This window comes from Nocardia sp. NPDC050717 (assembly GCF_040654275.1).
GTDB lineage: Bacteria > Actinomycetota > Actinomycetes > Mycobacteriales > Mycobacteriaceae > Nocardia.
This window is the reverse complement of the sequence record NZ_JBFAHR010000001.1, coordinates 68674-94330: the sequence shown is the minus strand read 5'-3', so window position 1 is coordinate 94330 and position 25657 is coordinate 68674. Positions and strand designations below refer to the sequence as shown.

Below are 25657 nucleotides of genomic sequence, written 5' to 3'. Positions count from 1 at the left end.
CCAAAGGAGGGCACGTGCAGTTCGGAATCTTCACCGTCGGTGATGTGACCACCGATCCCACCACCGGCCGCACCCCTACCGAGGCCGAGCGGATCAAGGCGATGGTCGCGATCGCGCAGAAGGCCGAGGAGGTGGGGCTCGATGTGTTCGCGATGGGCGAGCACCACAATCCACCCTTCGTGCCGAGCTCGCCGACCACCATGCTCGGCTACATCGCCGGCCGCACGGACAAGATCATGCTGTCCACCTCGACCACGCTGATCACCACGAACGACCCGGTGAAGATCGCCGAGGACTTCGCGATGCTGCAGCACCTGGCCGACGGCCGCGTCGACCTGATGCTCGGCCGCGGCAACACCGGCCCCGTCTACCCGTGGTTCGGCAAGGACATCCGCGACGGCATCCCGCTCGCGATCGAGAACTACCACCTGCTGCACCGGCTCTGGCGCGAGGACGTCGTGGACTGGGAGGGCAAGTTCCGCACTCCGCTGCAGTCGTTCACCTCGACACCGCGCCCGCTCGACGACGTACCGCCGTTCGTCTGGCACGGCTCCATCCGCAGCCCGGAGATCGCCGAGCAGGCCGCCTACTACGGTGACGGCTTCTTCGCCAACCACATCTTCTGGCCCACCGACCACTTCCAGCGCCTGATCGAGCTGTACCGCCGCCGCTACGAGCACTACGGCCACGGCAGTGCCGACCAGGCCGTCGTCGGCCTCGGCGGCCAGGTGTTCATGCGCAAGAACTCCCAGGACGCCGTCCGGGAATTCCGCCCCTACTTCGACAACGCGCCCGTCTACGGACACGGCCCGTCGCTGGAGGAATTCACCGCGCAGACCCCGCTCACCGTGGGCAGCCCGCAGCAGGTGATCGAGAAGACGCTCACCTTCCGCGAGCACTTCGGCGACTACCAGCGCCAGCTGTTCCTGATGGACCACGCCGGCCTGCCGCTGAAGACCGTGCTCGAGCAGCTCGACCTGCTCGGCGAGGAAGTGGTCCCGGTGCTGCGCAAGGAGTTCGCGGCAGGCCGTCCGGCGCATGTGCCCGACGCCCCGACGCACGAATCCTTGCTCGCGGCCAAGAACGCCACGGAGGTGACCGCATGACCATCCGCATCGCGGTGGTGTCGGCAGGGCTCTCGCAGCCCTCGTCGACCCGGCTGCTGGCCGACCGGCTGGCCACCGCCACCGTCCGCGAACTGCGCGCCGCGGGCGCCGAGGTCGAACTCGACGTCGTCGACCTGCGCGACCACGCCCGCGACCTCGCCGACAATCTGCTCACCGGATTCCCGGCGCCCTCGCTGCGCACCGCGATCGACCAGGTCGTCGGCGCCGACGGCCTGATCGCGGTGACCCCGATCTTCAGCGCGTCCTACAGCGGTCTGTTCAAGACCTTCTTCGATGTGCTGGAACCGGATTCGCTCGCAGGCAAGCCGGTCCTGGCCGGCGCCACGGGCGGGACCGAACGCCATTCGCTGGCACTGGAACACGCGGTCCGTCCGCTGTTCGCCTACCTGCGCTCCGTCGTCGTACCCACCGCCGTGTACGCCGCCTCCTCGGACTGGGGCGCACGCGGCGCCGACCAGTCCCTCAACAACCGGATCGACCGCGCCGCAGGCGAATTCGCCACCCAGATCCTCGGCAGGCCCACCGCCGTGCCCGCCGACCCCTACGACGAGCCGACTCCGTTCGCAGATCTGCTCGCCGCCGGCTCGACCCGCTGAAACCTCGACCCCCACAAGGAGTTCCCATGACCACCGCACTGACCAACGGACTCACCGCAGGCACCTGGGCCATCGACCCCAGCCACTCCACTGTCGGCTTCTCGGTCCGCCACCTGATGGTGAGCAAGGTCCGCGGCCGCTTCACCGACTTCGACGGCGCGCTCGTCATCGGCGAGGACGGCACCGCCTCGGCCACCGCCGAGATCCGCGTCGACTCCCTCACCACCGACAACGCCCAGCGCGACGGCCACCTGCGCACCGCCGACTTCTTCCACGCCGAGCAGTTCCCGGTGATGACGTTCAAGTCCACCGGATTCCGCGGCGAGGGCAACGATTTCGTCGTCGACGGCGAATTCACCGTGCGCGGCAACACCAAGCCGGTCACCCTCGAGGTCGAGTTCCTCGGCGTCAACCCGGGCATGGGCAACGGCCCGGTCGCCGGCTTCGAAGCCAAGACCGTCGTCTCCCGCCGCGACTTCGGCCTCGACATCGACATGCCGCTCCCCGACGGCGGCGCCGTCATCGGCGACAAGATCACCCTCACCCTCGAGATCGAGACCGTCCTCCAGAGCTGACCCACCCCCTCCCACGCCCCCGTCGCCCTGGCGACGGGGGCGTTCCAACAGGCACAACCCGGTGACTTGATCCATCATGTGCCGGTGGATCAAGATCGAATCAAGGCCCAGGTCGACGAACTCGCCGACCTGTTCGACGTGCAAGCCCCACCGGTCCGTCTCGGCGAGGTACCCGACTGGTGCGCGGACGGGGTGCATCCACAGTGGATCGACACACAGATCGTCCTCGTCGTCGGACCGGCGTTCGACGCGCTCACACCCGATGAGCGGCGCGGAGCCCTCGCCGAGGCTGTTCTGTCTTCGAAACTACAGATCTCGGGCCAGTTCAAGTTGGCCATGATCACCCTTACGGTGACCGCAGCGCTCTACCTGATCACTGGACAGGCCGCCGAAGCCGGCCTGCTGCCGGCGTCGGCCTGGTGGCTGCGGGCCACCTTGGCGACCATCGGAGGCGTTCTCCTCTTTCTCACCGCCTACGTGGTTCACACGCGAAGAATCATCTATCGGGTCGACCAGCGCATGTCGCAGATCCTGGGCGCCGACACGGTAGCCGCCACCCTGGAACTCGACGAACGCAGCCGCGACAGCGCGGGATTCCTACTCGAACTCTCCATCCCCAGCAAAAACCGTCGCCTCCAACGCCTCACAGGCACCACCGGCCGACCCTGACCTGCGCCGCACAGTTCACTGACCGGATGCGGCCTCGGCGCCGATCCTGTCCAGGACCGAGGACAGCCGGGTCAGCGTGGCCACGGTGGCGGCGAACTCCGCCGGACCGAGTTCCTCGGCCAGCCGCTGGGCGAAGCGGGCGTGTTGCGGGCCGATCTGGTGCACCGCCGCCAGCCCCGCCTCGGTGGCCGCGACGAGTTTGGCGCGTTTGTGGGCCGGATTGGGGCGGTATTCGCACAGACCCTTGTCGACCAGCAGGTCGGCGATGCGCTGCACGCTCTGCCGGGTGATGCCCATCGCGCGGGCGATGCCCGCCACCGGAAGGGGCTCGGCGAGCACGGCACCGAGCACCTGCCACCAGGCAGCCGTGAGACCGGCCGGCGCGGCCAATTCCTCGGCAATGGAGAGGAATTGGCCGTTGAGGCGGAACGAGGTGATGGCGGCGGTGGAGAACAGCTCCTGATCATTCATCGCGCGTTGGCGGCCTCGTACTCGGCGAGCACCGCGTAGGCCGCCGGATCGCGGTGCGCGAACAGCTGATACCAGGCCTCGATGATGCGCGGCTCGGACACTTCGAGTCGGGTGAAGACCTCCCTGGCGAACTCGAACGGCGACATCGAGTCGGCGGTGATCACGTCGCGATCAGTGACGGCGGGCGCGTCCACGTAGTGCTCACCACCCGAATATCCGCTGTACGTGAGATATTCCGCGGCATTGGACGTGTGTGCGCGGTCGTCGAGCAGACCGGCGCGGGCCAATCCGAAGGTGGCGCCACAGATCGCGGCTACCGGCACACCCGCGTCGACGAACCGCCGCGCCGTCTCCGCGAACGGCACCAGCGCGTCACCGTCCCACAGATCGGCGCCGGGCAGGATCAGCATCGCACTGTCGGCCGGGTCGAGATCGGCGAGCGCGAGGTCCGGCGTCACCCGCAACCTGCCCGCCGTGGTGATCGGCTCGACGCTCAGCCCGACCGTCGCGACCTGGAACGTTCCCGGCTCGCGATGCCAGCCATTGTTGGCGAGGTGCGCGGTGGCCGCGCCCACCTCCCAGTCGGCGAGGGTGTCGTACACGGCCATGTGGACTGTCTTCATCGTCATGACAGTATGCTGTCATGTTCGACAGCATACTGTCAATAAGAATTTCGAAACCCGCCGACAGCCCCTTCGCCGTACGCTGACGTCATTCGGTGCGAGACAAGGAGACTCAGCGCGATGACCGACCCCGTACAGGGCCTGACGGGAACCATCACGTCGCCGATCCGGGCGGCGGGCGCGCTGGGCGAAGTGCTCGTCGCGATCCGCGGCGGCACCGAGACCTATCTCGCCCGCGCCGACGAGCCGATCGAGGCCGGAGCCACCGTGTTGATCATCGCGGTCCACCCGGGCCGGATGGTCGACGTCGTCGCCTGGATTCCGCTCACAAAGGAGAACTGAACATGCTGGGCTATCACGTTCCCGATCCCGACGAGGCGATGCTGGTCAGCGGCGCCAAGACCAAGGACAACGCGCCGTTCAAGGTGGTCATCGGCCGCGGCACCTGGGTGATCCCGCTGTTCCGCAAGGTCCGCTACCTCTCGCTGGCCATGTTCGAGTCCGAGATCAGGGAACGCTGCGTCACCAAGCAGGCCATCCAGCTGGATGTGCGCGCGGTGATCGCGTTCAAGGTCGCCAACGACACGCAGTCGATCGTCAATGCGGCACAGCGCTTCCTGTCCGAGCAGGAGCAGGAGATGTCGGTGCTCACCGGCCGCATCTTCTCCGGCCACCTGCGCTCGATCGTCGGCTCGATGACCGTCGAGGAGATCATCCGCGAACGGCAGAAGCTCGCCGACGAGGTGCTGATCGCCTCGAAGGTGGAGATGAGCAACATCGGCCTGTGGGTCGACTCCTTCCAGATCCAGTCCATCGACGACGGCAATCTCGGCTACATCAATGCCCTTGCCGCGCCGCACAATGCGGCCGTGCAGCGTGACGCCCAGATCGCCCAGGCCCAGGCCGCGCAACGCGCCGCCGAGGCCGAGCAGGAGTCGCTGCGCCGCCGCGCCGAATACGAGCGCGAGACCTCGATCCTCAAGGCGCAGTATCAGCGCGACATCGACAAGGCCAATGCCGAAGCGGCACAGGCGGGTCCGCTCGCCGACGCCATCGCCCGCCAGGAGGTGCTCACCGCGCAGGCCGAGCAGGCCCGCAAGAACGCCGAACTGCGCGAGCAGGAACTGCAGGCCGAGGTCGTGAAACCCGCACTGGCCGAAGCGGAACGCGTCCGTATCCTCGCCGAGGCCGAAGCCGACCGCACCCGCATCCAGGCCGAGGCCGCCGCCTCCAACAACCGCATCGCCCTCGACCAGCTCCTCATCGAGCAGCTGCCCGAGATCGTCAAGCAGGCCTCCACCGGCCTCGCCAACGCCAACCTCACCGTCCTGAACGGCCCCGACGGCGTCGGCGAACTCGTCAACGGCATGGTCGGCCAGGGCCTGACCGTCTTCAACTCCCTCCAGAAGGCCCTGTCCAACGGCGAGGTCGACAAGGCCTGAGCCATCGGGTCGGGCGCTACGGGGCGCCCGACCCAACCTCGTAGACATTAGTAGACAATTCTGCCTACACTGGCGCTATGAAGTCCATCAGCGTCGGCGAGCTGCGTCAGAACCCGTCTGCCATGGTTGCCGACGTGGAGTCGGGCGAGGTCTACGAGTTGACGCGGCACAACCATCGGGTGGGGTACATCGTGCCCGCCGTGTCGTCGACACAGATCATTCCGCGCAAGGCGGCAGGGCGGCCCGATACCAGGGCGATTCGCCGTCATGAGCTCCGAACGGCCGCCTCGATCGACGAGTTGCTGGAGTCGGAGAAGGGCGAGTGGTGAGGTCCTTCTACCTCGACACCTCGGTGGCGATCCGGATCATTCTCGGTCACTCGCCCGAGGCCGCCGAGTGGTTCGATGAGGCCGCGGGAGGCGAGGGCAGTCGAGTGATCTCCTCGCGGTTGCTGCGTACCGAGATGACCAGAGTGCTCCGTCGCGAGGGGCTGCCGGTTCTCGAGCGGGATCGGATCATCGACTACATCGACATCATCCCGATCGATCACGCTGTTCTCAACGAAGCAGAGGCCATCATTTCGCACATCCGTACGCTGGATGCGATCCATTTGGCTTCCGCTCTACGGAGCGGTTTGGAAGACCTCACCATCGTGACCCATGACAAAAATATGGCGACGGTGGCCGAGCAGCTCGGCTTCGCGGTGTTCGACCCTGTCCCCTAGGGATGGACAGGCAGGTCGGGGTGGTGGTGGCGGAGGGCTTCGAGGATGTGTTCGGCGGAGGCGCCGAGAGTGGATTCGGGGAGGTTGAGGCCGCCGTAGCCGAGGCGGGCGTTGGCTTTGGCCAATTGGCGCGCCCACCAGGAACTCTGGGCGTAGAAGGATTCCGGGTCGCGGAGGCCGGTGGCCACCGCGCCGAGCGGCACCAGCCACTTTCACCGCCCAAAGATCAGCCACGCCAGTTCGACGGCGCCTGCCGGAAGCCTGGGCGTGGGGTGTCGAAGGTGGCGAGCACGGTGCGTACCACCCGCGCGGCCGCTGCCGGGCCGACTTCCGGCCAGTGCTCGATGTCCTCGAACTTCACCGCGGAACCGCTGTAGACGATCAACTCGTCCGTGCGGGCGGGATAGAAGCCGTAGCCGATGCCGTCGGTGGTCTCGTAGTACTCGTGCCTGGTGGAGTAGGCCGAGTCGATGCGGCCGGGTTCGGGCAGGGTGATGATGCCGTCGGCCGCCGCGCGATCGAGGATCTGGCCCATGATTCCGGTCAGGCCGATGGCCGAGGCGAAACCGAACTCCGCCGACCACGCGCCGCGGTGTTGTTCACGCAGCGGCAGCGTGGTGGCGGGGCCGGTGATGGTCCGCTCGGACCAGGTTTCGAGCGGACCCGCGAGCGGGAAGAGCCAGGGGCGCTCGTCGAAGAGCTCCTTCGCCCGCTGCCTGCGTCGATCGTTCTCGGCGTAGTAGGCCCGGAGTTCTTCGGCGTCCATCACCCGAAACTAGCAGCACGCCAGTCCATCCGGCGGTTCAGCGAGCTAGCTCAGCGCGTGGTCGAGATCGCCGAGGAGGTCCTCGATGTCCTCTAGGCCGACCGAGATGCGCACGACACCGTCGGACAGGCCGATGGTGGCGCGACCCTCGGGGCCCATCGCGCGGTGCGTGGTGGTGGCGGGGTGGGTGATCAGCGTCTTGGCATCGCCGAGGTTGTTGGAGATGTCGATGATGCGCAGGCGGTTCAGCACCTCGAACGCGCGCTTCTTGCCGTCCTCGCCCGCGAGCTCGAAGGTGACCACCGTACCGCCGCCCGACATCTGCGCGGTGGCGAGGTCGTACTGCGGATGTGATTCCAGGAACGGGTATTTCACCCAGTTCACGGACTTGCTGGTCTCGAGGAACCGGGCGACCCGCAGCGCCGACTCGGTGGACTGACGCACGCGCAGCGGCATCGTCTCGAGACCCTTGAGCAGGGTCCACGCGTTGAACGGGCTCAGCGCGGGACCGGTGTGGCGCATCAGGTTCTTGACCGGGCCGTCGATGTAGTCCTGGGCGCCGAGGATCGCGCCGCCGAGCACGCGGCCCTGGCCGTCGATGTGCTTGGTGCCGGAGTAGACCACCACGTCGGCGCCGAGTTCGAAGCCGCGCTGCAGCAGCGGGGTGGCGAAGACGTTGTCCAGCACCACCTTCGCGCCCGCGGCATGGGCCAGCTCGGTGACCTTGCGGACGTCGACCAGGGTCTGCATCGGGTTGGCCGGGGTCTCGAAGAACACGGCCTGGGTGGGCACCGAGAGCGCCTGCTCCCACTGCTCGAGGTCGTCGCCGTCGACGAAGACGGTCTCGACGCCCCAGCGCGGCAGGATCTCGTTGCACACCACGAAGCAGGAGCCGAACAGGCTGCGCGCCGCGACCAGCCGGTCGCCCGCCTTCAGCAGCGCGCCCAGCGCGGTGAACACCGCGGACATGCCCGACGCGGTCGCGAACGCGGCCTCGGCACCGTCGAGCAGGCGGATGCGCTCCTCGAACATGGCGACCGTCGGGTTGCCGTAGCGGGAGTAGACGAAGTGCTCGACCTCGCCGGTGAAGGACGCCTCGGCCGCCTCGGCGCTCTCGTAGACGAAACCCGAGGTGAGGTACAGCGCCTCGGAGGTCTCCTCGAAGCCGGAGCGGCGCAGGCCGCCGCGCACACCGAGCGTGGCGGGGCCGACTCCCTCGGGCAGTGGCTTGTCGAACGAACCACCGGTGATCATGCGTTTCTCCTTATGCCTGACGCCACGGCAGGCCGACCGCGCGCCAGCCGACGCTGCCGCGCTGCCCGAACGCGTCGGGGCCGCCCTCGAAACCGTCCAGGACGTTGTAGGACGGGGTGAATCCCGCCGCCGTCGCCACGGTCGCCGCGCCGATGGAGCGCTGACCGGAGCGACACAGGAACACCACGGGCGCGTCGTCCGGCCGTCCGGCCAGCGCCTGCGCGAGCTGGGCGGCGAACTCGGGATTGCGGGCGCCGGTGCCGTCGACCCACTCGATGAAGTGGGCCGGGCGCTCGATGGAGCTGGTGTCGGGGATGCCGATCTGTGCCCACTCGCCTTCGGTGCGCACGTCGACGAGCACCGCGCCGGGATGCTCGGTCAGGATCTCCCACGCCTTCTCAGGGGTGATGTCGCCGGCGTAAGTCATGTCGAACCTCCTGCGTGAATCCGCTCTTGCCGTGGTGGTTGTTCCAGCACACGGCCAGGTCGTCACCCGGAGCACCCCACCGCGGAGGAGGGTTGCCGACCAGCGAGCCGGGGCTTGGCGCTGGCACTCATGACCTTGCGATCTGAGATTGCCCCGGCACAGGTCACCGTGTCAAACGGTCACGGCGTGCAGACCAGCCAGGCGCCGTCGACCCGGGTCAGGTTCCAGGTGCTGGTCGAGGACGTGTCACCGATCCGGACGGTGGCGTCGATCTTGGCGCGGTCACCGTTGACGGTCGCCTTGTCGAAGCCCTTCTTGTCGACCGTCACTTCCGATTTCGGGCCGCCGAGCCGCTCGGACAGGCCGGATTTCACCTCGTCGAAGCCGGGGCAGGCGACACCGGGCGGCGGACGCAGCTCGCTGCGCGAGCGCGCGTCGATATAGTTGGAGACAGCGGCCGTGAGCCGATCGGCCTCTGTGACATTTTTCTCAGCGGGCGAGAGCAGCCCGCCGAGCACGATGCCGATGAGCACGAGGATCGCGATCACCGCGGCCGCGACGAACGGGACGATGGAACGCTTGTCGGTCTGATCCACCACGATGGGCTGGTCGTCCGACCCTTTTTGCTCCTCGTTCATGCTGTAATCCTGACAGACCCGGCGCCGGCGACCACACCGCACGCCGGACGGCCACGATGCCGCAGATAGAATCGCCAGAAGTGTGGCTCGCTGCCGGGGAGAAGGCAGCTGCCGACAGCCGGATCGTCAAGTTAGCCTAGGCTGAGTTGACGCCGTCAAACGTTATCGACCAAAGGGTGCGCGTAGAAAATGACCGAACAGAGTGCTGAGTCCACCGGCGATGTTCGCGAGCCCTCCGTGGGTACGCAGGCTGCCGCCTCCGGGCCTGACGCGAACACCGCGACCACCCGCCCGCTCCGCATTGCGATCGTGGGCGCAGGACCGGCCGGTATCTACGCCGCCGACGCGTTGATGAAGTCCGATGCCGACGTGAGCATCGACCTCTACGAGCGCATGCCCGCCCCGTTCGGTCTGATCCGCTACGGTGTCGCGCCCGACCACCCGCGCATCAAGGGCATCATCACCGCCCTGCACAAGGTCCTCGACAAGGACCAGGTGCGCCTGCTCGGCAACATCGACTACGGCACCGACATCACCCTCGACGACCTGCGTCAGTTCTACGACGCGGTGATCTTCTCGACCGGCGCCAACGCCGACCGCGCGCTGCCGATCCCGGGCATCGACCTGGACGGTTCCTACGGCGCCGCCGACTTCGTCTCCTGGTACGACGGCCACCCGGACGTGCCGCGCTCGTGGCCGCTGGACGCGGAGAAGGTCGCCGTCCTCGGTGTCGGCAACGTCGCCCTCGACGTGGCCCGCGTGCTGGCCAAGACCGGTGACGAGCTGCTGCCGACCGAGATCCCGCCGAACGTCTACAAGGGCCTCAAGGCCAACAAGGCCGTCGAGGTGCACGTGTTCGGCCGTCGTGGCCCGGCGCAGGCCAAGTTCACCCCGCTCGAGCTGCGCGAACTCGACCACTCGCCGACCATCGAGGTCATCGTCGATCCCGAGGACATCGACTACGACGAGGGCTCCGAGGCCGCGCGCCGCAACTCCAAGCAGGTCGACATGGTCGCCAACACCCTGGAGCAGTGGGCCATCCGCGACCAGGGCGACCGCCCGCACAAGCTGTTCCTGCACTTCTTCGAGTCGCCGGCCGAGATCATCGGCGAGGACGGCAAGGTCGTCGGTCTCAAGACCGAGCGCACCCAGCTCGACGGCTCCGGCAACGTCAAGGGCACCGGCGAGTTCAAGCAGTGGGACGTGCAGGCGATCTACCGCGCCGTCGGTTACCTGTCGCAGAACATCACCCAGCTGCCGTTCGACGACCAGGCTGGCACCGTGCCGAACGAGGCCGGTCGCGTGCTCGCCGACGAGACCGCCGAGGGCTCGGCCCGCTTCATGCCGGCCACCTACGTGACCGGCTGGATCAAGCGCGGCCCGGTCGGCCTCATCGGCCACACCAAGGGCGACGCCAACGAGACCATCGCCTGCCTGCTCGACGACGCCAAGGACTTCACCCCGGCCGCCAAGCCGGAGCCGGAGGCCGTCACCGAGTTCCTCGAGGGCAAGGGCATCCCGTTCACCACGTGGGCGGGCTGGTACCGCCTCGACGCGCACGAGCGGGCACTCGGCGAGCCCGAGGGCCGCGAGCGCGTGAAGGTCGTGGAGCGCGAGGACATGCTGCGCGCGTCCGAGCCGAACAAGGTCTGACGCACTCCCTGACTCGCCGGTTCGGGGTCGGGTGAGGCATCCTGATACACGTGTTCGATGCGCACGTCCACATCATCGATCCGCGGTACCCGCTGATCGAGAACGAAGGCTACCTGCCTGACCCCTACACCATCGCGGACTATCGAAAGCGCATGGCGCACTTCGATGTTCGCGGTGGTGCGGTGGTCAGCGCATCGTTCCAGGGGACAGACCAGAGTTACCTGAAGGCCGCGCTGGCCGCGCTCGGCGAGGGCTGGGTCGGGGTCACCCGGCTCGACCTGGACGCCAGCGACGAGGAGATCCTCGAACTGGACCGGGCCGGGGTGCGCGCGCTGCGGTTCAACCTCAAGCGCGCCGCCGCCGACATCACCCAGATGACCGTGCAGGCCCTGCGCGCGCACGAGCTGGCGGGCTGGCACGTGGAGCTCTACATCGACGGCCAGATGCTGGCCTCGCTGCAGCCGGTGATCTCGAAACTGCCCGCGCTCTCCATCGACCACCTCGGCATGTCCGAGGAGGGCCTGCCGTATCTGCTCGACCTGGTCGATCGCGGGGCCAGGGTGAAGGCGACCGGGTTCGGCCGGGTCGACATGGACGTGGCCGAGACGCTGCGCCGCGTCCACGCCGTCAACCCCGGTGCGCTCATGTTCGGCACCGACCTGCCCGGCACCCGCGCGGGCAGACCGTTCGAGGACGCCGACGTCGACCTGATCTGCCAGGTCGTCGGCGCCGACCTGCACGCGGTGCTCGAGGACAACGCCCGCGCGGCCTACCGCCTGCCCGCGGTGGCGCGCTCGGCCGCCGACCCGCTGCCGACGATGCCGATCCCCCGCACCGACAACCCGACCGTGCCGATTCCGCGCGGTGACCTGCCCGGTGCGGGCGATCCGACCCGCCCGCTGCCGATCATCGAGTGATCAGGCCAGGATGGCGCCGGTGAGCCAGACGCCGGACGCGAGCAGCGCGCCGAACAGTTCCACCAGCATCGACAGCCCGACGCCCTTGAGCGCGTGCACCGTCGCGGGCCAGGCCAGCTCGTTGGTCTTCAAGCGGTACAGCTCGGCCAGGTACACGCCGAGCACGAAGCCGATGAACAGGCCGACGACCGGGATGACGAAGAATCCGACGACGCCGAGGATCGCGCCGACGAGCAACGCCCGGTTCGACACCCCCGCCTCGCGCATCCGCCGCCCCGGCCAGGTGTATTTCACGACGCCGGAGATGACCAGCGCGATGGTGGCGATCGCGAACACCGTCCACGCGGCCGTGCCGCCGGTCAGGAAGGCCCACACCGCGATCGCGGCGAAGATCAGGATGATGCCGGGCAGGATCGGCACGATCACGCCGACGAGACCGACCAGAATGACGAGGCCGACGATGACCTCACCCCACACGCTCACTACTTGGTCCTCCCATTACGGCGCCGGGTCGCGCCACCGGAATTCTCGCCCATGCCCTACCGGGCCCGCCATCCCGACGCTATTGTCAGAGTGTCAATACCGTTCGATGAGGAACAGAGGTCAGGTGTGAGCACCACCGACAAGACGGGGCCCCTCGCGGGCGTCAAGGTCATCGAGCTGGCCGGCATCGGGCCGGGCCCGCATGCCGCGCTGCTGCTGGCCGATCTCGGCGCCGACGTGGTCCGCGTGCAGCGCGCGGGCATGATGCCCGGCTTCATGGAACGCCCGCAGTGGCGTGGCCGGACCATTGTCGAGGCCAACCTGAAGGACCCCGCCGACGTCGCCAAGATCCTCGACCTGGTCGAGAAGGCCGACGTGCTGCTCGAGGGCTTCCGCCCCGGCGTCACCGAGCGCATGGGCCTCGGCCCCGACGAGGCGCTCGCCCGCAATCCGCGCCTGGTCTACGGCCGGATGACCGGCTGGGGCCAGCACGGTCCGCTCGCCGATCGCGCCGGCCACGACATCAACTACATCTCGCTGACCGGTGTGCTCAACGCCATCGGCCGCAAGGGTGAGCGCCCGGTGCCGCCGCTGAACATGGTGGGCGACTTCGGTGGCGGCTCGATGTTCCTGGTGTTCGGCGTGCTCGCCGCGCTGGTCGAGCGGCAGACCTCGGGCAAGGGTCAGGTGATCGACGCCGCGATGGTCGATGGCGCGCTCGCCCTCTCGCACATGATCTGGGGCATGCGCGGAGTGGGCCTGTGGTCCGACGAGCGCGGCACCAACCTGCTCGACACCGGCATGGCCTTCTACGACACCTACGAGACCGCCGACGGCAAGTACATGGCCGTCGGCGCGATCGAGCCGCAGTTCTACGCCCAGCTGCTGGCGGGTCTGGAGATCGACCCCGATGGCCTGCCGATGCAGCTCGACCCGAACGGGCAGGAACAGCTGCGCAAGCTGTTCGCGGACAAGTTCAAGACCAAGACCCGCGACGAGTGGGCCGCGATCTTCGAAGGCACCGACGCCTGCACCACGCCGGTGCTGACGTTCACCGAGGCCGAGCAGAACCCGCACATCGTGGCCCGCACCGGCCTGATCGACATCGAGGGCGTCGTCCAGCACGCGCCCGCGCCGCGCTTCTCGCGCACGCCGAGCGGCACCCCGACGCCGCCGCCGTCGGAGACGACACCGATCGAATCGGTCTGGGCTGACTGATTTCCCGACCTGTCGTCGGTAGTCTCACCAGCTATCGACGACAGGGCTCGGATCCGCACCGGCCGCCGGCCACCGAAGGTGCTCGCCGCGATCACCGCGGCCACCACCTTCGGCGCCGCGCTGCTCCTGTTCGCCGTGGCCGAGGCGATGCTCGAATCTCCCTGTCACGCCGGCGGCTCGGTGCCGGCGGCGGTCGGCGCGCTCAGCGGGCTCGCGGCCGGGCTGCTGCTGGCCTGCACGCTCGCGCTGCTGACCCTGCTGGTGCTGCTGTTCCGGCATCCGTCGCCCCGCAGTGCCGTCGCGGTCCCGCTGATCACGGTGGCCGTCGTGGTCTCGACGCTGTTCATGCTCGGCGCCGGGTACGAGAGCGTGCGGCCCGCCTCGGACGCGGCAGGCTGCGCGCGGGTCAGTAGCAGGTGAGCGGTTGCAGTGGGTCGGCGGCGCGGGGAGTCAGCGCCTCGTAGGCCGCGGCGATGGATTTCACGGCCAGGCGCAGGTCGGGTTCGGGGTGGGTGAACGGCAGGCGCAGGAACCGCTCGAAGGCGCCCTGGACACCGAAACGTGGTCCGGCCGCGAGCAATACGCCGTGATTGGGGGCGGTGGCCGCCAGCGCGGTGGAGACCGGGCTCGGTAGCTGCGCCCAGACCGACATGCCGCCCGCGCCCGGCGCGATGTGCCAGCCGGGGAGGTCCTCGGCGACGGCGTCGAGCAGGGTGGCGCGCTGGGCGCGCAGTTGCTCGCGGCGCCGATCCAGGATCGGTTCGGCGTTCTCCAGCAGGTGGATCGTGGCCAGCTGGTCCATCACGGGCGTGCCGAGGTCGACGGTGGAGCGGATGCCGAGCAGCTTGGTTATCAGCGCCTGATTGGTGCGGATCCAGCCGACCCGCAGACCACCCCAGAACGACTTCGAGGCCGAGCCGATCGTGATGATCTCCGAGCCCTTGGCGAACGCGGCGACCGGCGGCGGCATCGGCACGTCGGACAGGTTCAGATCGCTCATCGACTCGTCGACCACGATGGTCATCCTGGTGTCGCGGGCGATGGCGGCCAGTTCGGCGCGCCCCTCCTCGCCGAGCAACAGCCCGGTCGGGTTGTTGAAGTCGGGGACGAGGTAGGCCAGTGTCGCCGCGGTCTGCCGCGCCGTACTGCGCAACCCGTCGAGATCCCAACCGGCCTGCGGGAATTCGGGCCGCAGCGGCACCGGGATCGGGCGGGCGCCGACATCGCGGATCGCCTCGATGGCGTTCGGGTAGCTGGGGTGCTCGATCAGCACGCGCGCGGCCGGCGAGGTGAGGACATTGAGCAACAGCCGCAGGCCGTGCTGCGCGCCGAGCGTCACCAGGATCTGGTCGGGTTCGGTGGGCAGGCCGCGCGCGGTGTAGCGGCGGGCCAGCGCCTCCCGCAGGGCGAGCACGCCGACGGGATCCATGCCATGAGTGCCGAGGTAGGCCGGAATGCCTTGCAGCGCCATGGAATACGCGTCGTGCAGTTCCGGTGGTGCCGACATCGCGGCGTAGGTCATGTCGATGGTGGGCAGTTCCGGCTGGGCCATCAGCGCCATGATTCCGCGCGTCGGCTTGGCGCCGTCGTGCGCGACCGCGGGCGGCAGCGCCACCGTGCTGCGCGAACCCTGCCTGCTGATCAGGTAGCCGTGCTCGCGCAGCAGCGAGTACGTGGAGGTGATGGTGGTGCGGCTGACACCGAGCGTCGCGGCCAGGTCGCGTTCGCTGGGCAGCGCGACGCCGAGCGGGGCGCGACCGTCGTGGATCAGCAGCCGGATGGCCTCGGCCAGCGCCAGATAGGCGGGCCGGTGTGGACGGCGCTCCGGGGAATCGCCGTCGGGTTCGGGGTCGCGCCACCGGCCGAGGTCGCGGGCCAGGCCCGACGCGCCGATCACTCTTGTCGCCATGAAGTCCAGTATTCCGTAAGTGGATATTTATCGGCAAGGCCAGTCGGAGGATTCTTGCGCTATGACCACTTTCCTCGCCCTCGCCGTCGCCGTTGCTTTCGGGTTCGCGGTCTATCACTTCTCCCCGAAGCGCGGGGAACTGCCGTTCTGGCCGTTCCAGTACCTGCCCCACGACCGCGCCTTCGGAACCTATGATGACCAGCGCCTTTATCGAGATCTGGATGCCATGCGCGTGCACGAGGGCGCGGTCGACACCGCGCCGAGCGCGGCCACCGCGGACAGTCCAGTCCAGTTGCCGAAAACTGGACCTCTCAAGGCCGGTCGGCGTGGACCCCTCGCTGCGTGAATCTGTCACCGGGTCGGCGCACACTGTCCTGCATGAGTTCCGGAACCAGGACCGAACCGGTCGCCGCGGCGCTGTTCGACACGGCGATCGGCCTGTGCGCGATCGCCTGGCACGGCGACACCGTCGTGCGGTTCCAGTTGCCCGAGGCCAGTGAGGAACAGACCCTCGCGCGCATCACCAGGCCACTCGGCGGCCTGCCGGTGGACGAAGGCGAACCGGGTCCGGCGATCACCACCGCGATCGCCGGCATCCGGGCGCACCTGGCCGGCTCGCTCGACCCGCTGCGCTGGATCGCGATCGACCTGCGCGAGACGCCCGAGTTCCACCGCGCCGTCTACGCGGTGACCCGCGACATCGACCCCGGCCGAACGCTCAGCTACGGCGACATCGCCACCCGCCTCGGCGCGCCCGGCTCGGCCCAGGCCGTCGGGCAGGCACTGGGGCGCAATCCCATTCCCCTGATCGTGCCCTGCCATCGGGTCCTGGCCGCCGATCACGCGCTGCACGGGTTCTCGGCGCCGGGCGGGATCGGGACCAAGGCGCGGCTGCTGGAGATCGAGCGCACACCGGGCTTCGGCGAGCCGATGCTGTTCTGATCTGCGGGGACTCGTCGCGTACCGTCGAGTGCTGACCCGGCATCGAGAGGAACCACCATGCAGACAGTGACGTCGGCCGACGGCACCACCATCGCCTACGATCGGGTCGGCGATGGCACCGCGGGGACGGTCATCCTGATCGGTGGCGCCTTCAGCCATCGCGAGTTCCCGACCATGGTCGAGCTCGCGCAGACCCTGGCCTCCGACTTCGACCTGACGGTCATCAACTACGACCGGCGTGGCCGCGGCGACAGCGCGGACTCGCCCGGCGTCTACAACGTGGCCAACGAGATCGCCGATATCGCGGCGCTGGTCGAGGTGGCCAGTGGCGAGGCGGCGCTGTTCGGCTGGTCCTCGGGTGCCGTGCTGGCACTGCTCGCCGCGGCGAACGTGCCGGGTGTCACCGCGGTGGTCGCGTTCGAGCCGCCGTTCGTCGTCGACCCGAAACATCATGTGCCGCCGCAGGATCTGGAAGCCAAGCTGCATCCGATGATCGCCGCGGGCAAGCGGAACAAGACGGTGCGGTACTACATGAGCAAGGCCATGGGCATGCCGTGGCTGATGGTCACCGCCATGCGGGTCACGCCGTTCTGGAAATCCCTTGCCGCGACGTCGAATTCGACCGCGCACGACTGGGCGGTGATGAAGCCCTACATGCGCGGCCGCAAACTGGACCCCGCCGACTGGAGTGGGGTCACAGTGCCCGTTCTCGTCCTCGCGGGCGATCGCACGGCCCTGCTCCTCGCCACTGCCGCCAAGGCGGCCGCCGAAGCACTGCCCAATGCCGAGTTCGTCGAGCTGCCGGGCATGAGCCACACCCCGAAGATCTCCGTCCTCGCACCCGCCGCCGGGGAATTCCTCACGCGCACAAGATAGGTCAGGCGATTCGCCACTGGGCCGATGAGTCGACTGACGCGGCAATCGGGCGGCGGAGTCACTGAGCCCGCCTGCCGAGCGGAAGGTCGGCCGGGTCCGCTCGGCGGTTCGTTCACGGAGGCGGTGGATGGTCCCGATAGAACTGGCACGGTTCGCCGGTGAGGTAGCCGTCCATGCAGGCGAAGTAGGTCTGCACGCAGGCATTGCTGGTGCAGCCCGCCGTGTAGAGCATCCCGCGGATCCGCTCGTTGCGCTGCTGCGAGGGCACGAGCGTCTGCGCGGGCGGCGCCACCGTCCGCACCGGCGAAGCGCTCGGCGGCGGAGCAGGTTCCTCTGAAGCCCCGCACCCCGGCAACACCGCGACAGCAGCAAACGCCGCGAGAGCGAACCCCACACGCACCGACATCAGCCACCTCCATCCCGACCCGCCTCGACGCTACTACCGCCGACCCGACGCCACCCGACCACCTGGCGCACCCCGCCTGGCCAACCACACCGTCGACCATCCACCTCGCTCGTTCTCGCCACTGACAAGGCGGCCTCCGCCAGGCGATGGCGGTTGTACGACGTCCGCGACCTCGCTCACCACGACAGTCCCCCATACTGACGAGCACGCCACAAGCGCACCCACAGCTTCCGAGACTGGCCAGCGGCGCCGGCAAGGGCACCTGGATCGCCACCTCGGGCCGCACGGCCGTGGACTGCCTGCTGCACCGCCCGGCCAGCCCCGGAATGACGCCTCAGCCGCAGGCTCGCACGGCAGCGGCTCCCGAAGCGACGCCGGCTCCCAGCGTCTGGGATCGCCGCATCGAGGCTGCGCGTGACCTTGGCTGCACGGGTTGTAGTCCGGTCGGCGGCTAGAGGGTTGCGCCGTAACCGCTGCCGAGTACACCGCCGGCCACGGCACCCGCCGCGGCGGCGGGGATGCCGAGGGCCGCGGCTCCCGCGGCGGCGCCGACTCCGGCGCCGATGGCGGCGCCAGCGCCGGTGGTCGCCGCGGCGATGGGCCAGGCCGCGACGAAGCCGCCGACGATGGTGCCGACGGCGCCGGCGCCCGCGGTAGGAATCGCGGCCGCGCCGGCGAGGATCGCGGTCGCGCCCGCGGTGCCCGCCGCGCCGACGGCAAAGCCGACGCCCGCGCCGATTCCGGCGCCGATCAAGCCACCGCCCACGGCGCCGACAGCGGCGGCCGGGACACCCGCGATCGCCGCACCGGCCAGCGCGCCGCCGACCGTCGCGGCGGCGATCTTGTCGGAGCGGCTGGGGTTGATGCCGATGGAGCGACCCTGGGTCGCGATGGCGGCTTCGGCGTCGGCGGCGGTGGTGTTCACGCCGGCGAGGATGTCGTCGGGCACCTCGTCCGGGACCGGGCTGGTGAAGTCACCGACGCGCAGCGTGCGCGGGGGCGGGGCGATCGGAGCCACGGGTTCGACCGGTTCGGGGAGGTGCAGTTCCTCGATGACGACCGGCGGGGGCGGGGTGGTGTACTCGGGCACCGGGCGGGATTCGGGACGCTCCGGCGCGAGCTTCTGCAGCGTCTCGGGACCATCGAAATCGCCGAGGTCGGAACGGCCCTCGTCGGCCGGTGCCGGCGTGTTGATGCCCGGCTGCACGGGCGGCTGGGTGACTCCCGGCTGCGGTACCGCCACCGCGACACCGGCGCAGGCGACGGCCAACGCCATCGGCAGAACGCCCACCAGGGGGCGGGCCACGCGCCGCACCGTCGAAATGTTCACATCATCGGACCGACGGTTCACGCCGCACACACCCACTCACACGCTCAGGAAAACGCGGCACGTCCCCGCGCGCCGCGCAGCGACGATAGCGGTTGCCGAGCGGATGCTGTCAAATCGATAGCGAGTCGACATCACTCGCGCGTGTCGGGGAGTGAGCTGCGAAAACAGCCCCTCCCCGAGAACGGGAAGGGGCTGTTCGCGAAGGAAACTCAGCCGAGCACGTCGTGCCGGACGATGGTCTGGTCGCGGCCGGGGCCGACGCCGATGCACGAGATGCGCGCGCCCGAGAGCTCTTCCAGCCGGAGCACGTACGCCTGCGCGTTGGCAGGCAGCTCCTCGAAGGTGCGGGCGTGCGAGATGTCCTCCCACCAGCCGGGCATCTCCTCGTAGACGGGCTTGGCGTGATGGAACTCGGTCTGGGTGGTCGGCATCTGCTCGACCCGCTCGCCGTCGATCTCGTAGGCGACGCAGATCGGCACGGTGTCCAGACCCGAGAGCACGTCGAGCTTGGTGAGGAAGTAGTCGGTGATGCCGTTGACGCGGGTGGCGTAGCGGCTGATGACCGCGTCGAACCAGCCGCAGCGGCGGGCGCGTCCGGTGGTGACACCGACCTCGCCGCCGTTCTTGGCCAGGAACTCGCCGAAGTTGTCGAACAGCTCGGTCGGGAAGGGGCCGGAGCCGACGCGGGTGGTGTAGCACTTGAGGATGCCGAGCACCGTGTCGATCTTGTTCGGGCCGATGCCGGAGCCGACCGCCGCGCCACCCGAGGTGGGGTTCGACGAGGTGACGAACGGGTAGGTGCCGTGGTCGACGTCGAGCAGGGTGCCCTGCGAGCCCTCCAGCAGGATCGTGTCGCCACGCTCGAGCGCCAGGTTCAGTTCCAGGCGGGTGTCGGCGATGCGGTGCTTGAACGACTCGGCCTGCTCGAGCACCTCGTCCACCACCTGCTGCGGGTCGAGCGCGCGGCGGTTGTAGATCTTCACCAGCACCTGGTTCTTGAACTCCAGGGCGGCCTCGACCTTCTGGGTGAGGATCTTCTCGTCGAGCACGTCGGCCACGCGGACGCCGACGCGGGCGACCTTGTCCTGGTAGCAGGGGCCGATGCCGCGGCCGGTGGTGCCGATCTTGCGGCTGCCGAGGAAGCGCTCGGCGACCTTGTCGATGGCCACGTGGTACGGCATGATCAGGTGCGCGTCGGCGGAGAGCAGCAGGCCGGTGGTGTCGACACCGCGCTCCTCCAGTCCGGCGAGCTCGTCGAGCAGCACGCCGGGATCGACCACGACACCGTTGCCGATGACGTTCTTCACCCCGGGGGTGAGGATGCCGGAGGGGATCAGGTGCAGCGCGAACTTGTCGCCGTTGGGGAGGACGACCGTGTGGCCGGCGTTGTTGCCGCCCTGGTAGCGGACCACCCACTGCAGCCGCTCGCCGAGCAGGTCGGTAGCTTTGCCCTTACCCTCGTCGCCCCATTGGGCACCGATGAGGACGATTGCCGGCATTTCGGAGTCTCCTACAGATCGACGGCAGCACGCTACGTACTGCAGCTACCTGCCGTAGGACGCAGCGCGTCCAGTCACTGAGGCGGTTGCCGGAGACACATTCTAGCCGACGCCTGCTCAGAGCCACCCGACCTGCCCTGCCCGGTGCGCCACCCCCGCCCGCCCCGGACGCCACTATCGGTTACGGTTACCTGTCGGCAGGGGGTATTGCCGTGTGCTTGTGGGCGACACACCGTCGGCCGAACCGAGGAGGGTGTACCGCAGTTTGAGTACCCACGTTCTCCGATGTGGTGACATGCCGGTCCCGATCGCGCTCAGTTCGGTGCCGACCACCCAGACCGAACAGCTACCCGACACCGCCGTGATCGACGAACTGCTGCCGGTACTCGCGGCCGACAGCCTGCCGCGGCTGATCGTGCTCGGCTCCGACGCCAGCCTCGCCGCCGTGCTCACCCATCTGATGCGCACCGAGCGGCTGCACGTCGAGGTGGGTTTCGTGCCGGTCGAGACGACCTACGCCTCGCGGGTCTATCAGACCGCCACCGGCAACGCCGCCGCCAAGATCGCGCTGGAAGGCCGCGCCATCGAGACGCCGCTGATCCGCGACGACACCGGCACCGTGCTGGTCGGCCGCGCGAGCATCACCGGGCTCGAGGGCGCCAAGCTCGAGGGTGAGGCCTATGTCGACGACACGCTGCTGTTCAGCGGCATCGTCAACACGATGCTGATCTCGCCGACGATGACGATGCCCGGCGTCCGCGCGCGGGTGCGCAAGGGCTTGCGCAAGCGCACCTGGGTGTCCGGGCGCGCCGCGCAGCTCGGCACCCCCGGCGCCATCGTCACCCGCGACGGCATCACCACCGAGCGCAAGGTGCCGCGCTCGACCTTCTACCGATTCGAACAACCCTGGCTGCTGGTGCGATGACCTACTCGTTCACCCCGGGCCGCCGGACGGGCCACAGCGCCGTGCGTCCGAGCCCGGTCTTCCTGCTCATCGTGCTGATCACCGTGGCCGGTGGCGCCCTGGCCTGGGACGCCGACCTCGATTCGGTGCGGGCCAAGATCGGCGTGTTCGTCCTGGTGGTGGCCGGGTGGGTCGTCAGCCTGTGTCTGCACGAGTTCGCGCACGCCTACGTCGCGTGGCGCGCGGGCGACCACGAAGTGGAGATGCGGGGATATCTCACACTCAACCCACTGAAGTACAGCCATCCGGTGCTCTCCATCGGGCTGCCGCTGGTGTTCATCGCGCTCGGCGGCATCGGCCTGCCCGGCGGCGCGGTGTACCTGGACACCTCCCGCTTCAGCGCGGGGGTGCAGCGGCTGGTCAGCGCGGTCGGACCGGCCTCGAACGGGCTGTGCGCGGTGGTGCTGCTGGTGGTGATCCGGATGTTCGGGTCGGTGCAGGAGCACGGCGCGTTCTGGCTCGGGCTCAGCTTCCTGGCATTCCTGCAGATCACGGCGTTCCTGCTGAACATCCTGCCCGTGCCCGGCCTGGACGGATACGGGATCATCGAGCCCTCGCTCAGCTACGAGACCCGGCGCGGGCTCGACCAGATCAAGCCCTACGGCATGCTGATCCTGTTCGCCGTCATCTTCTTCACACCGTTGAGCAGGGTTTTCTTCGACGGTGTGTACGCATTGTTCGGGCTTTCCGGGGTACCTGATGTCTGGGCTGCGTACGGCAGCCAATTGACCCGGTTCTGGCGCTGACCCGCACGACTCGCATCGCGAGCCACCCCGACGTGCACTAGCCTGAGCCGGGCATTTCACGACCCCGGAACGGAAGCGCGCATGGGCACCACTGAAAACTCGCCCCCTGTCCTGTCCGTCATCATCCCGGCGCTCGACGAAGCGGCCGGCATCACCGCCTGCCTCGAGCGCCTGGTCGGTCAGGACGCGATCGACGAGATCATCGTCGTCGACAACGGCAGCACCGACGGCACCAGAGAGATCGTCGCCGAACTGGCGAGCCGACATCCGAAGATCGAACTGATCGACGAGCCCGAGCCCGGCGTCGCGCACGCGCGCAACGCCGGCTTCGCCAAGGCGCGCGGCGACTACCTCGGCCGCATCGACGCCGACACCCTCGTCGCGCCCGACTGGGGCGCCACCGTGCGCGCCCACCTGGACGCGCACCCCGGCACCGTGGCGGTCACCGGCATCAGCACCTACCACGACTCCCCGATCGGGTTCTTCCTCGCCGCGGCCATCGGCGGGCAGCAGCGGCTCGGGTTGATCAAGAACCAGCCCGTCGGCAATGTGCACGGCGCCAATATGGCGATCCGCCGTTCCGCGTGGGAGCAGGTGCTCCCGGCCACCACCACCCGGCGCGATCTGCACGAAGACCTCGACCTGGCGCTGTGCCTGACCAAGGCCAAGCTGCGCATCGATCAGCTCCCGCAGCTGCGCGCCGAGATCTCCGCGCGCCGCCGCCAGACCCCGCCGACGATCTGGTGGAAGTACCAGCTGCGCGGGCTGCAGACCATCGCCAACCAGGGCTACAACGTGGTGCCGTTCCACCGGGCAGTGATCACCGGCGCGTGGCTGATGCACACCTCCCAGTGGCCGATCTACCGGGCATGGGACTTCGACCGCAAGCGGTTCTCGCTGCGTCCGGGCAGGCCGCGGGTCTCCCCCGTCGGCGACTGACGGTCAGTCCTCCGGCGTCACATACGGATTGGGCACGGTGGGCGGGAGCAGCGCGATCGCCGAGATGCGCTGCATCCCGCACACCACCATCAGATCCACCACGATCGACCGGATCTGCGCGAACACCACGTGCGCCGAAAGGCCTGCGCCCGCCACCAGATCGGGACTGGCCTTCTTCGCCACGCTGCGCAGGGCGCGGGCGGCCTCGGCCTGATCCGGCTGTTCGCCGGGATCGGCGAGCATCATCCGGCGGACCACGTCGGTGGCGTTGCCGAGCTGGTCGACCAGGTCGATCAGGCGCGGATCGAGGACCTCGTCGTCACGGACCAGGGTGAGCGAACGACGCAGCAGCACACGGGTGTTGCGGACGGCGTTGTCGAGCGGATCGGCCGCCGAGCGGATGCGTTCGAGGCGCTGGCGCGAATTCCAGTACAGCGGGGAGATCCGGCTGACCTCGCGTCCGCCCTCCAGCGCCGAGCGCAGCGAATCGATCTGCGACTGCGTCGCGCGCACCGCGGACAGCGCCTCGTGCACCTTGTCCGAGTTCTGTTCGAGCAGACCGTCGGCGCAGGTGATCATGGATTTGCTCATCACCGACAGCACGTCGGCCGCGTGTTCGCGGGCCCTGCGCACCGGGTGCAGCGGGATCAGGCCCACCATCAGCACCCCGACCAGGCCACCGACCAGCGCGTCGATCATGCGGCTCGGGCCCGCCGCCGACGCCTGGCTCAGCGTCGACACCAGCACCGCCGAACCCGCCGCCTGGATCGAGATGATCGACCCGCCGTCGAGGAACACCGCCAGCGCCATCGCGACCGCGACGACCAGCCCCACCTGCCAGACACCCGTGCCGACCTGCGCGATGAACAGGTCACCGATGCCGATGCCGACCGCGACGCCGACCACCAGCTCCACCGAGCGGCGCAGCCGGGCGCCGAAGGAGATGCCGATCGAGACGATCGCGGCGGTGGGCGCGAAGAACGGATCGGGATGGCCGATCACGTTGTGCGCGATGAACCAGGCCAGTGCCGCGCCGAGCGAACACTGGATGATCGGGATCGCCGACAGCCGCAAACGCACCGAGGACCGCTTGAAACGGTCGACGGTGCTGTCCCTGGCGGCCGTGACTACCGGGGTGGCCGCGGCGACGACGGAGTGGGAATCGCTCACCTACGACTCGGATCCGGCCGGGTCAGTCCAGGCCGAGTTCGGTCGCGGCCCTCGGGTCGCAGTCCTCGAGCAGGTCGAGGCAGCGGGCGTATTCCTCGGTCTCGCCGATCACCTTCGCGGCCCTGGCCAGCGCGCCGACGCTGCGCAGGAAGCCCTGGTTGGGCTCGTGGTTCCACGGGACGGGGCCGAAACCCTTCCAGCCGTTGCGGCGCAGCAGGTCCAGGCCGCGGTGGTAGCCGGTGCGCGCGAACGCGTACGCGGCGATCACATCGTGGTTCACCTCGCCGTCGGCCCGCTGCAGGGAGTTCTCGGCGAGCTGGGCCCAGGCGATCGACGCGGCCGGGTGCGCAGCGGCGACCTCGACCGGGTCGGTGCCCGCCGCGATGGCGTCTTCGGCGTCGATCAGTTCCGGAAGGAGGACCGGCTGCGGTCCGAGCAGGTCACCGAAGGAGGTCATGGATTCATTGTGCACCGCGCCGCCAACGCCCGTCGCCCGGCCCGCCACGGGGCGATCGGCGAACTCCGCCGCGCGGCGCGCATTAGGCTGACGTGCGAGTGGAACGTTCAAGCCTGAGCGAGGGGTACTAGGTGTCCGACCCGACCGACGAGAACAACCCGGCAGCCCGGCCTGCCGACCCCGGCGCGCCCCGGCAGGGCGGCGCCGATTCGTCGAGCACCGACAAGACAGCACCCGGTGGGACCACACCCAAGTCGACCCCGGGGGCGGTCACCGAACCGGACAGGGAGACCGTGCCGCAGGGGACTGCGGAGACGGTGGTCATCCGGCCCGGATCGACCGCAGGACGTCCCGGAAACCCGCCCGGTGGACCGCAGTTCGCCAACCCCGCCGGTGGACCTTCCGCCCAGGGCGGGCGTGGTCCCGGCAACTCCGGGAATCAGGGTGGTCCGCAGGGTCAGGGCGGGCCCGGGCGTGCGGCTGGTGAGCAGGTGCCCGGCGGCTCCGGGCAGCAGGCACCCGGCGCGCCTGAGGGTCCCGGCCGGCAGGCACCCGGCGGCCCCGGTCGGCAGGCACCCGGCGGCCCTCGCCAGCAGTCTCCGGCCGGACCCGGCCAGCAGGTGTCCGGCGGTGCTCCAGGCCAGCAGGCACCCGGCGGTCATGGCCAGCAGTCCCCGGCCGGTCCGGGCCAGCAGGTGTCCGGCGGCGGTCCGGGCCGGCATGCACCCGGCGGCCGTCCCGGTCAGCCGTCGCCCGCCGGCCCAGCGGGGCAGCAGCCTCGCCGCGCTCAGCCGGTGAATCGCAGGAACAGCTCTGTCGGACAACAGCCTTCAGGC

31 protein-coding genes, 1 pseudogene and 1 riboswitch are annotated in these 25657 nt (G+C 69.2%); of the genes and pseudogenes, 18 read left to right on the top strand and 14 right to left on the bottom strand.

The features are described from left to right. Positions 1-14: 14 nt before the first annotated feature. The 4 genes from AB0H56_RS00450 (at position 15) to AB0H56_RS00435 (ending at position 2967) form a co-directional block, all read left to right on the top strand. Positions 15-1106: an LLM class flavin-dependent oxidoreductase gene (locus AB0H56_RS00450; RefSeq protein WP_357155833.1), complete on the top strand. Its 1092-nt coding sequence runs from the start codon at positions 15-17 to the stop codon at positions 1104-1106. Continuing rightward, a complete protein-coding gene (locus tag AB0H56_RS00445; RefSeq protein ID WP_357155831.1) occupies positions 1103-1723 on the top strand; it encodes an FMN reductase in 621 nt (206 codons plus the stop codon). The genes AB0H56_RS00450 and AB0H56_RS00445 overlap by 4 nt, the downstream gene beginning before the upstream one ends. A gap of 26 nt (positions 1724-1749) precedes the next feature. Beyond that, positions 1750-2298 (top strand): YceI family protein, encoded by a 549-nt coding sequence (locus tag AB0H56_RS00440; protein ID WP_357155830.1) that lies wholly within the window; start codon positions 1750-1752, stop codon positions 2296-2298. An 84-nt stretch (positions 2299-2382) separates the two neighbouring features. Continuing rightward, positions 2383-2967, top strand: coding sequence for a hypothetical protein (locus AB0H56_RS00435; protein ID WP_357155828.1), 585 nt, complete (start codon positions 2383-2385; stop codon positions 2965-2967). A gap of 15 nt (positions 2968-2982) precedes the next feature. Here the strand turns inward: AB0H56_RS00435 and AB0H56_RS00430 are convergent, their stop codons facing one another. Further along, entirely contained in the window at positions 2983-3438 is a 456-nt protein-coding gene (locus AB0H56_RS00430) for a MarR family transcriptional regulator (protein WP_357155827.1), read from the bottom strand. Further along, positions 3435-4067, bottom strand: coding sequence for a DJ-1/PfpI family protein (locus AB0H56_RS00425; protein WP_357155825.1), 633 nt, complete (start codon positions 4065-4067; stop codon positions 3435-3437). Before AB0H56_RS00425 ends, AB0H56_RS00430 begins: the two co-directional genes overlap by 4 nt. A gap of 114 nt (positions 4068-4181) precedes the next feature. Here AB0H56_RS00425 and AB0H56_RS00420 point away from each other — a divergent pair, with 114 nt between their 5' ends. The 4 genes and pseudogenes from AB0H56_RS00420 (at position 4182) to AB0H56_RS00405 (ending at position 6227) form a co-directional block, all read left to right on the top strand. Beyond that, positions 4182-4403, top strand: coding sequence for a hypothetical protein (locus AB0H56_RS00420; protein ID WP_280348102.1), 222 nt, complete (start codon positions 4182-4184; stop codon positions 4401-4403). A gap of 2 nt (positions 4404-4405) precedes the next feature. After that, on the top strand, positions 4406-5503 hold the full coding sequence (locus AB0H56_RS00415; RefSeq protein ID WP_357155824.1) for an SPFH domain-containing protein: 1098 nt from the start codon (positions 4406-4408) through the stop codon (positions 5501-5503). A gap of 77 nt (positions 5504-5580) precedes the next feature. After that, positions 5581-5736: pseudogene (locus AB0H56_RS00410) on the top strand (type II toxin-antitoxin system prevent-host-death family antitoxin); the annotation flags it as partial. Between the two features lie 92 nt (positions 5737-5828). Beyond that, positions 5829-6227: a type II toxin-antitoxin system VapC family toxin gene (locus AB0H56_RS00405; protein WP_357155822.1), complete on the top strand. Its 399-nt coding sequence runs from the start codon at positions 5829-5831 to the stop codon at positions 6225-6227. On the opposite strand, the gene AB0H56_RS00400 is transcribed toward AB0H56_RS00405, so the two are convergent. The 5 genes from AB0H56_RS00400 to AB0H56_RS00380 form a co-directional block, all read right to left on the bottom strand. Continuing rightward, positions 6224-6430 (bottom strand): hypothetical protein, encoded by a 207-nt coding sequence (locus tag AB0H56_RS00400; protein WP_357155821.1) that lies wholly within the window; start codon positions 6428-6430, stop codon positions 6224-6226. The two genes, AB0H56_RS00405 and AB0H56_RS00400, sit on opposite strands and share 4 nt — an antisense overlap. Before the next feature lie 23 nt (positions 6431-6453). Further along, positions 6454-6993, bottom strand: coding sequence for a hypothetical protein (locus tag AB0H56_RS00395; protein WP_357155819.1), 540 nt, complete (start codon positions 6991-6993; stop codon positions 6454-6456). A 45-nt stretch (positions 6994-7038) separates the two neighbouring features. Further along, positions 7039-8247: an O-succinylhomoserine sulfhydrylase gene (locus tag AB0H56_RS00390; protein ID WP_357155818.1), complete on the bottom strand. Its 1209-nt coding sequence runs from the start codon at positions 8245-8247 to the stop codon at positions 7039-7041. A gap of 10 nt (positions 8248-8257) precedes the next feature. Further along, on the bottom strand, positions 8258-8674 hold the full coding sequence (locus tag AB0H56_RS00385) for a rhodanese-like domain-containing protein (protein ID WP_357155816.1): 417 nt from the start codon (positions 8672-8674) through the stop codon (positions 8258-8260). Between the two features lie 17 nt (positions 8675-8691). Further along, positions 8692-8809, bottom strand: a riboswitch (SAM riboswitch). Positions 8810-8853: 44 nt separating this feature from the next. Next, positions 8854-9312, bottom strand: coding sequence for a hypothetical protein (locus tag AB0H56_RS00380; RefSeq protein ID WP_357155815.1), 459 nt, complete (start codon positions 9310-9312; stop codon positions 8854-8856). Between the two features lie 300 nt (positions 9313-9612). On the opposite strand from AB0H56_RS00380, the gene AB0H56_RS00375 reads away from it, so the two are divergent. Next, positions 9613-10965, top strand: coding sequence for an FAD-dependent oxidoreductase (locus tag AB0H56_RS00375; RefSeq protein ID WP_357157768.1), 1353 nt, complete (start codon positions 9613-9615; stop codon positions 10963-10965). A 50-nt stretch (positions 10966-11015) separates the two neighbouring features. Further along, the gene (locus AB0H56_RS00370; protein WP_110037598.1) at positions 11016-11882 is read left to right on the top strand and encodes an amidohydrolase family protein; all 867 of its coding nucleotides are present in this window, start codon (positions 11016-11018) and stop codon (positions 11880-11882) included. On the opposite strand, the gene AB0H56_RS00365 is transcribed toward AB0H56_RS00370, so the two are convergent. Continuing rightward, positions 11883-12365 carry a DUF456 domain-containing protein gene (locus AB0H56_RS00365; protein WP_357155813.1) on the bottom strand — a complete coding sequence of 161 codons (483 nt, stop codon included), beginning with the start codon at positions 12363-12365 and terminating at the stop codon, positions 11883-11885. It abuts the gene before it with no gap. A 126-nt stretch (positions 12366-12491) separates the two neighbouring features. On the opposite strand from AB0H56_RS00365, the gene AB0H56_RS00360 reads away from it, so the two are divergent. Then, positions 12492-13583 carry a CaiB/BaiF CoA-transferase family protein gene (locus AB0H56_RS00360; protein ID WP_357155811.1) on the top strand — a complete coding sequence of 364 codons (1092 nt, stop codon included), beginning with the start codon at positions 12492-12494 and terminating at the stop codon, positions 13581-13583. Between the two features lie 78 nt (positions 13584-13661). Further along, positions 13662-14003 carry a hypothetical protein gene (locus tag AB0H56_RS00355; protein ID WP_357155810.1) on the top strand — a complete coding sequence of 114 codons (342 nt, stop codon included), beginning with the start codon at positions 13662-13664 and terminating at the stop codon, positions 14001-14003. Here the strand turns inward: AB0H56_RS00355 and AB0H56_RS00350 are convergent. Beyond that, positions 13990-15492, bottom strand: coding sequence for a PLP-dependent aminotransferase family protein (locus tag AB0H56_RS00350; protein WP_357155808.1), 1503 nt, complete (start codon positions 15490-15492; stop codon positions 13990-13992). The two genes, AB0H56_RS00355 and AB0H56_RS00350, sit on opposite strands and share 14 nt — an antisense overlap. A gap of 61 nt (positions 15493-15553) precedes the next feature. On the opposite strand from AB0H56_RS00350, the gene AB0H56_RS00345 reads away from it, so the two are divergent. Genes AB0H56_RS00345 through AB0H56_RS00335 form a run of 3 tightly spaced genes read left to right on the top strand, consistent with a single transcriptional unit; the run spans position 15554 to position 17310 of the window. Next, positions 15554-15838 carry a hypothetical protein gene (locus AB0H56_RS00345; RefSeq protein ID WP_357155807.1) on the top strand — a complete coding sequence of 95 codons (285 nt, stop codon included), beginning with the start codon at positions 15554-15556 and terminating at the stop codon, positions 15836-15838. A gap of 32 nt (positions 15839-15870) precedes the next feature. After that, positions 15871-16434 (top strand): MGMT family protein, encoded by a 564-nt coding sequence (locus AB0H56_RS00340; protein WP_357155805.1) that lies wholly within the window; start codon positions 15871-15873, stop codon positions 16432-16434. 57 nt (positions 16435-16491) lie between these two features. Then, positions 16492-17310 (top strand): alpha/beta hydrolase, encoded by an 819-nt coding sequence (locus AB0H56_RS00335; protein WP_357155804.1) that lies wholly within the window; start codon positions 16492-16494, stop codon positions 17308-17310. Positions 17311-17422: 112 nt separating this feature from the next. Here AB0H56_RS00335 and AB0H56_RS00330 read toward each other — a convergent pair whose 3' ends face one another. From AB0H56_RS00330 to AB0H56_RS00320, 3 genes are all read right to left on the bottom strand, one after another. Then, positions 17423-17611: a hypothetical protein gene (locus AB0H56_RS00330; protein ID WP_357155802.1), complete on the bottom strand. Its 189-nt coding sequence runs from the start codon at positions 17609-17611 to the stop codon at positions 17423-17425. 556 nt (positions 17612-18167) lie between these two features. Continuing rightward, a complete protein-coding gene (locus tag AB0H56_RS00325; RefSeq protein ID WP_357155800.1) occupies positions 18168-19022 on the bottom strand; it encodes a hypothetical protein in 855 nt (284 codons plus the stop codon). A 233-nt stretch (positions 19023-19255) separates the two neighbouring features. Further along, positions 19256-20545 carry an adenylosuccinate synthase gene (locus tag AB0H56_RS00320; RefSeq protein ID WP_233001154.1) on the bottom strand — a complete coding sequence of 430 codons (1290 nt, stop codon included), beginning with the start codon at positions 20543-20545 and terminating at the stop codon, positions 19256-19258. Between the two features lie 295 nt (positions 20546-20840). Between AB0H56_RS00320 and AB0H56_RS00315 the strand changes: the two genes are divergently transcribed. From AB0H56_RS00315 to AB0H56_RS00305, 3 genes are all read left to right on the top strand, one after another. Next, complete coding sequence (locus AB0H56_RS00315; protein ID WP_357155798.1) at positions 20841-21470, top strand: hypothetical protein; 630 nt, start codon at positions 20841-20843, stop codon at positions 21468-21470. Then, complete coding sequence (locus tag AB0H56_RS00310; RefSeq protein WP_110037609.1) at positions 21467-22255, top strand: site-2 protease family protein; 789 nt, start codon at positions 21467-21469, stop codon at positions 22253-22255. Before AB0H56_RS00315 ends, AB0H56_RS00310 begins: the two co-directional genes overlap by 4 nt. Before the next feature lie 81 nt (positions 22256-22336). Beyond that, a complete protein-coding gene (locus tag AB0H56_RS00305) occupies positions 22337-23194 on the top strand; it encodes a glycosyltransferase (protein WP_357155796.1) in 858 nt (285 codons plus the stop codon). 3 nt (positions 23195-23197) lie between these two features. On the opposite strand, the gene AB0H56_RS00300 is transcribed toward AB0H56_RS00305, so the two are convergent. Together AB0H56_RS00300 and AB0H56_RS00295 are read right to left on the bottom strand one after the other, a co-directional pair. Beyond that, positions 23198-24364 (bottom strand): FUSC family protein, encoded by a 1167-nt coding sequence (locus AB0H56_RS00300; protein WP_233001158.1) that lies wholly within the window; start codon positions 24362-24364, stop codon positions 23198-23200. Positions 24365-24386: 22 nt separating this feature from the next. Next, on the bottom strand, positions 24387-24821 hold the full coding sequence (locus AB0H56_RS00295) for a DUF3151 domain-containing protein (RefSeq protein ID WP_357155794.1): 435 nt from the start codon (positions 24819-24821) through the stop codon (positions 24387-24389). Positions 24822-25657: the final 836 nt, after the last annotated feature.

Bases quoted from the DNA above. Each gene is read 5' to 3' on its own strand.
- AB0H56_RS00420 (WP_280348102.1), top strand. From the start codon at position 4,182: ATGACCGACCCCGTACAGGGCCTGACGGGAACCATCACGTCGCCGATC.
- AB0H56_RS00320 (WP_233001154.1), bottom strand. From the start codon at position 20,545: ATGCCGGCAATCGTCCTCATCGGTGCCCAATGGGGCGACGAGGGTAAG.
- AB0H56_RS00340 (WP_357155805.1), top strand. From the start codon at position 15,871: ATGAGTTCCGGAACCAGGACCGAACCGGTCGCCGCGGCGCTGTTCGAC.
- AB0H56_RS00310 (WP_110037609.1), top strand. From the start codon at position 21,467: ATGACCTACTCGTTCACCCCGGGCCGCCGGACGGGCCACAGCGCCGTG.
- AB0H56_RS00415 (WP_357155824.1), top strand. From the start codon at position 4,406: ATGCTGGGCTATCACGTTCCCGATCCCGACGAGGCGATGCTGGTCAGC.
- AB0H56_RS00295 (WP_357155794.1), bottom strand. From the start codon at position 24,821: ATGACCTCCTTCGGTGACCTGCTCGGACCGCAGCCGGTCCTCCTTCCG.
- AB0H56_RS00440 (WP_357155830.1), top strand. From the start codon at position 1,750: ATGACCACCGCACTGACCAACGGACTCACCGCAGGCACCTGGGCCATC.
- AB0H56_RS00445 (WP_357155831.1), top strand. From the start codon at position 1,103: ATGACCATCCGCATCGCGGTGGTGTCGGCAGGGCTCTCGCAGCCCTCG.
- AB0H56_RS00385 (WP_357155816.1), bottom strand. From the start codon at position 8,674: ATGACTTACGCCGGCGACATCACCCCTGAGAAGGCGTGGGAGATCCTG.
- AB0H56_RS00430 (WP_357155827.1), bottom strand. From the start codon at position 3,438: ATGAATGATCAGGAGCTGTTCTCCACCGCCGCCATCACCTCGTTCCGC.
- AB0H56_RS00380 (WP_357155815.1), bottom strand. From the start codon at position 9,312: ATGAACGAGGAGCAAAAAGGGTCGGACGACCAGCCCATCGTGGTGGAT.
- AB0H56_RS00315 (WP_357155798.1), top strand. From the start codon at position 20,841: ATGCCGGTCCCGATCGCGCTCAGTTCGGTGCCGACCACCCAGACCGAA.
- AB0H56_RS00345 (WP_357155807.1), top strand. From the start codon at position 15,554: ATGACCACTTTCCTCGCCCTCGCCGTCGCCGTTGCTTTCGGGTTCGCG.
- AB0H56_RS00335 (WP_357155804.1), top strand. From the start codon at position 16,492: ATGCAGACAGTGACGTCGGCCGACGGCACCACCATCGCCTACGATCGG.
- AB0H56_RS00395 (WP_357155819.1), bottom strand. From the start codon at position 6,993: ATGGACGCCGAAGAACTCCGGGCCTACTACGCCGAGAACGATCGACGC.
- AB0H56_RS00350 (WP_357155808.1), bottom strand. From the start codon at position 15,492: ATGGCGACAAGAGTGATCGGCGCGTCGGGCCTGGCCCGCGACCTCGGC.
- AB0H56_RS00425 (WP_357155825.1), bottom strand. From the start codon at position 4,067: ATGACGATGAAGACAGTCCACATGGCCGTGTACGACACCCTCGCCGAC.
- AB0H56_RS00305 (WP_357155796.1), top strand. From the start codon at position 22,337: ATGGGCACCACTGAAAACTCGCCCCCTGTCCTGTCCGTCATCATCCCG.
- AB0H56_RS00390 (WP_357155818.1), bottom strand. From the start codon at position 8,247: ATGATCACCGGTGGTTCGTTCGACAAGCCACTGCCCGAGGGAGTCGGC.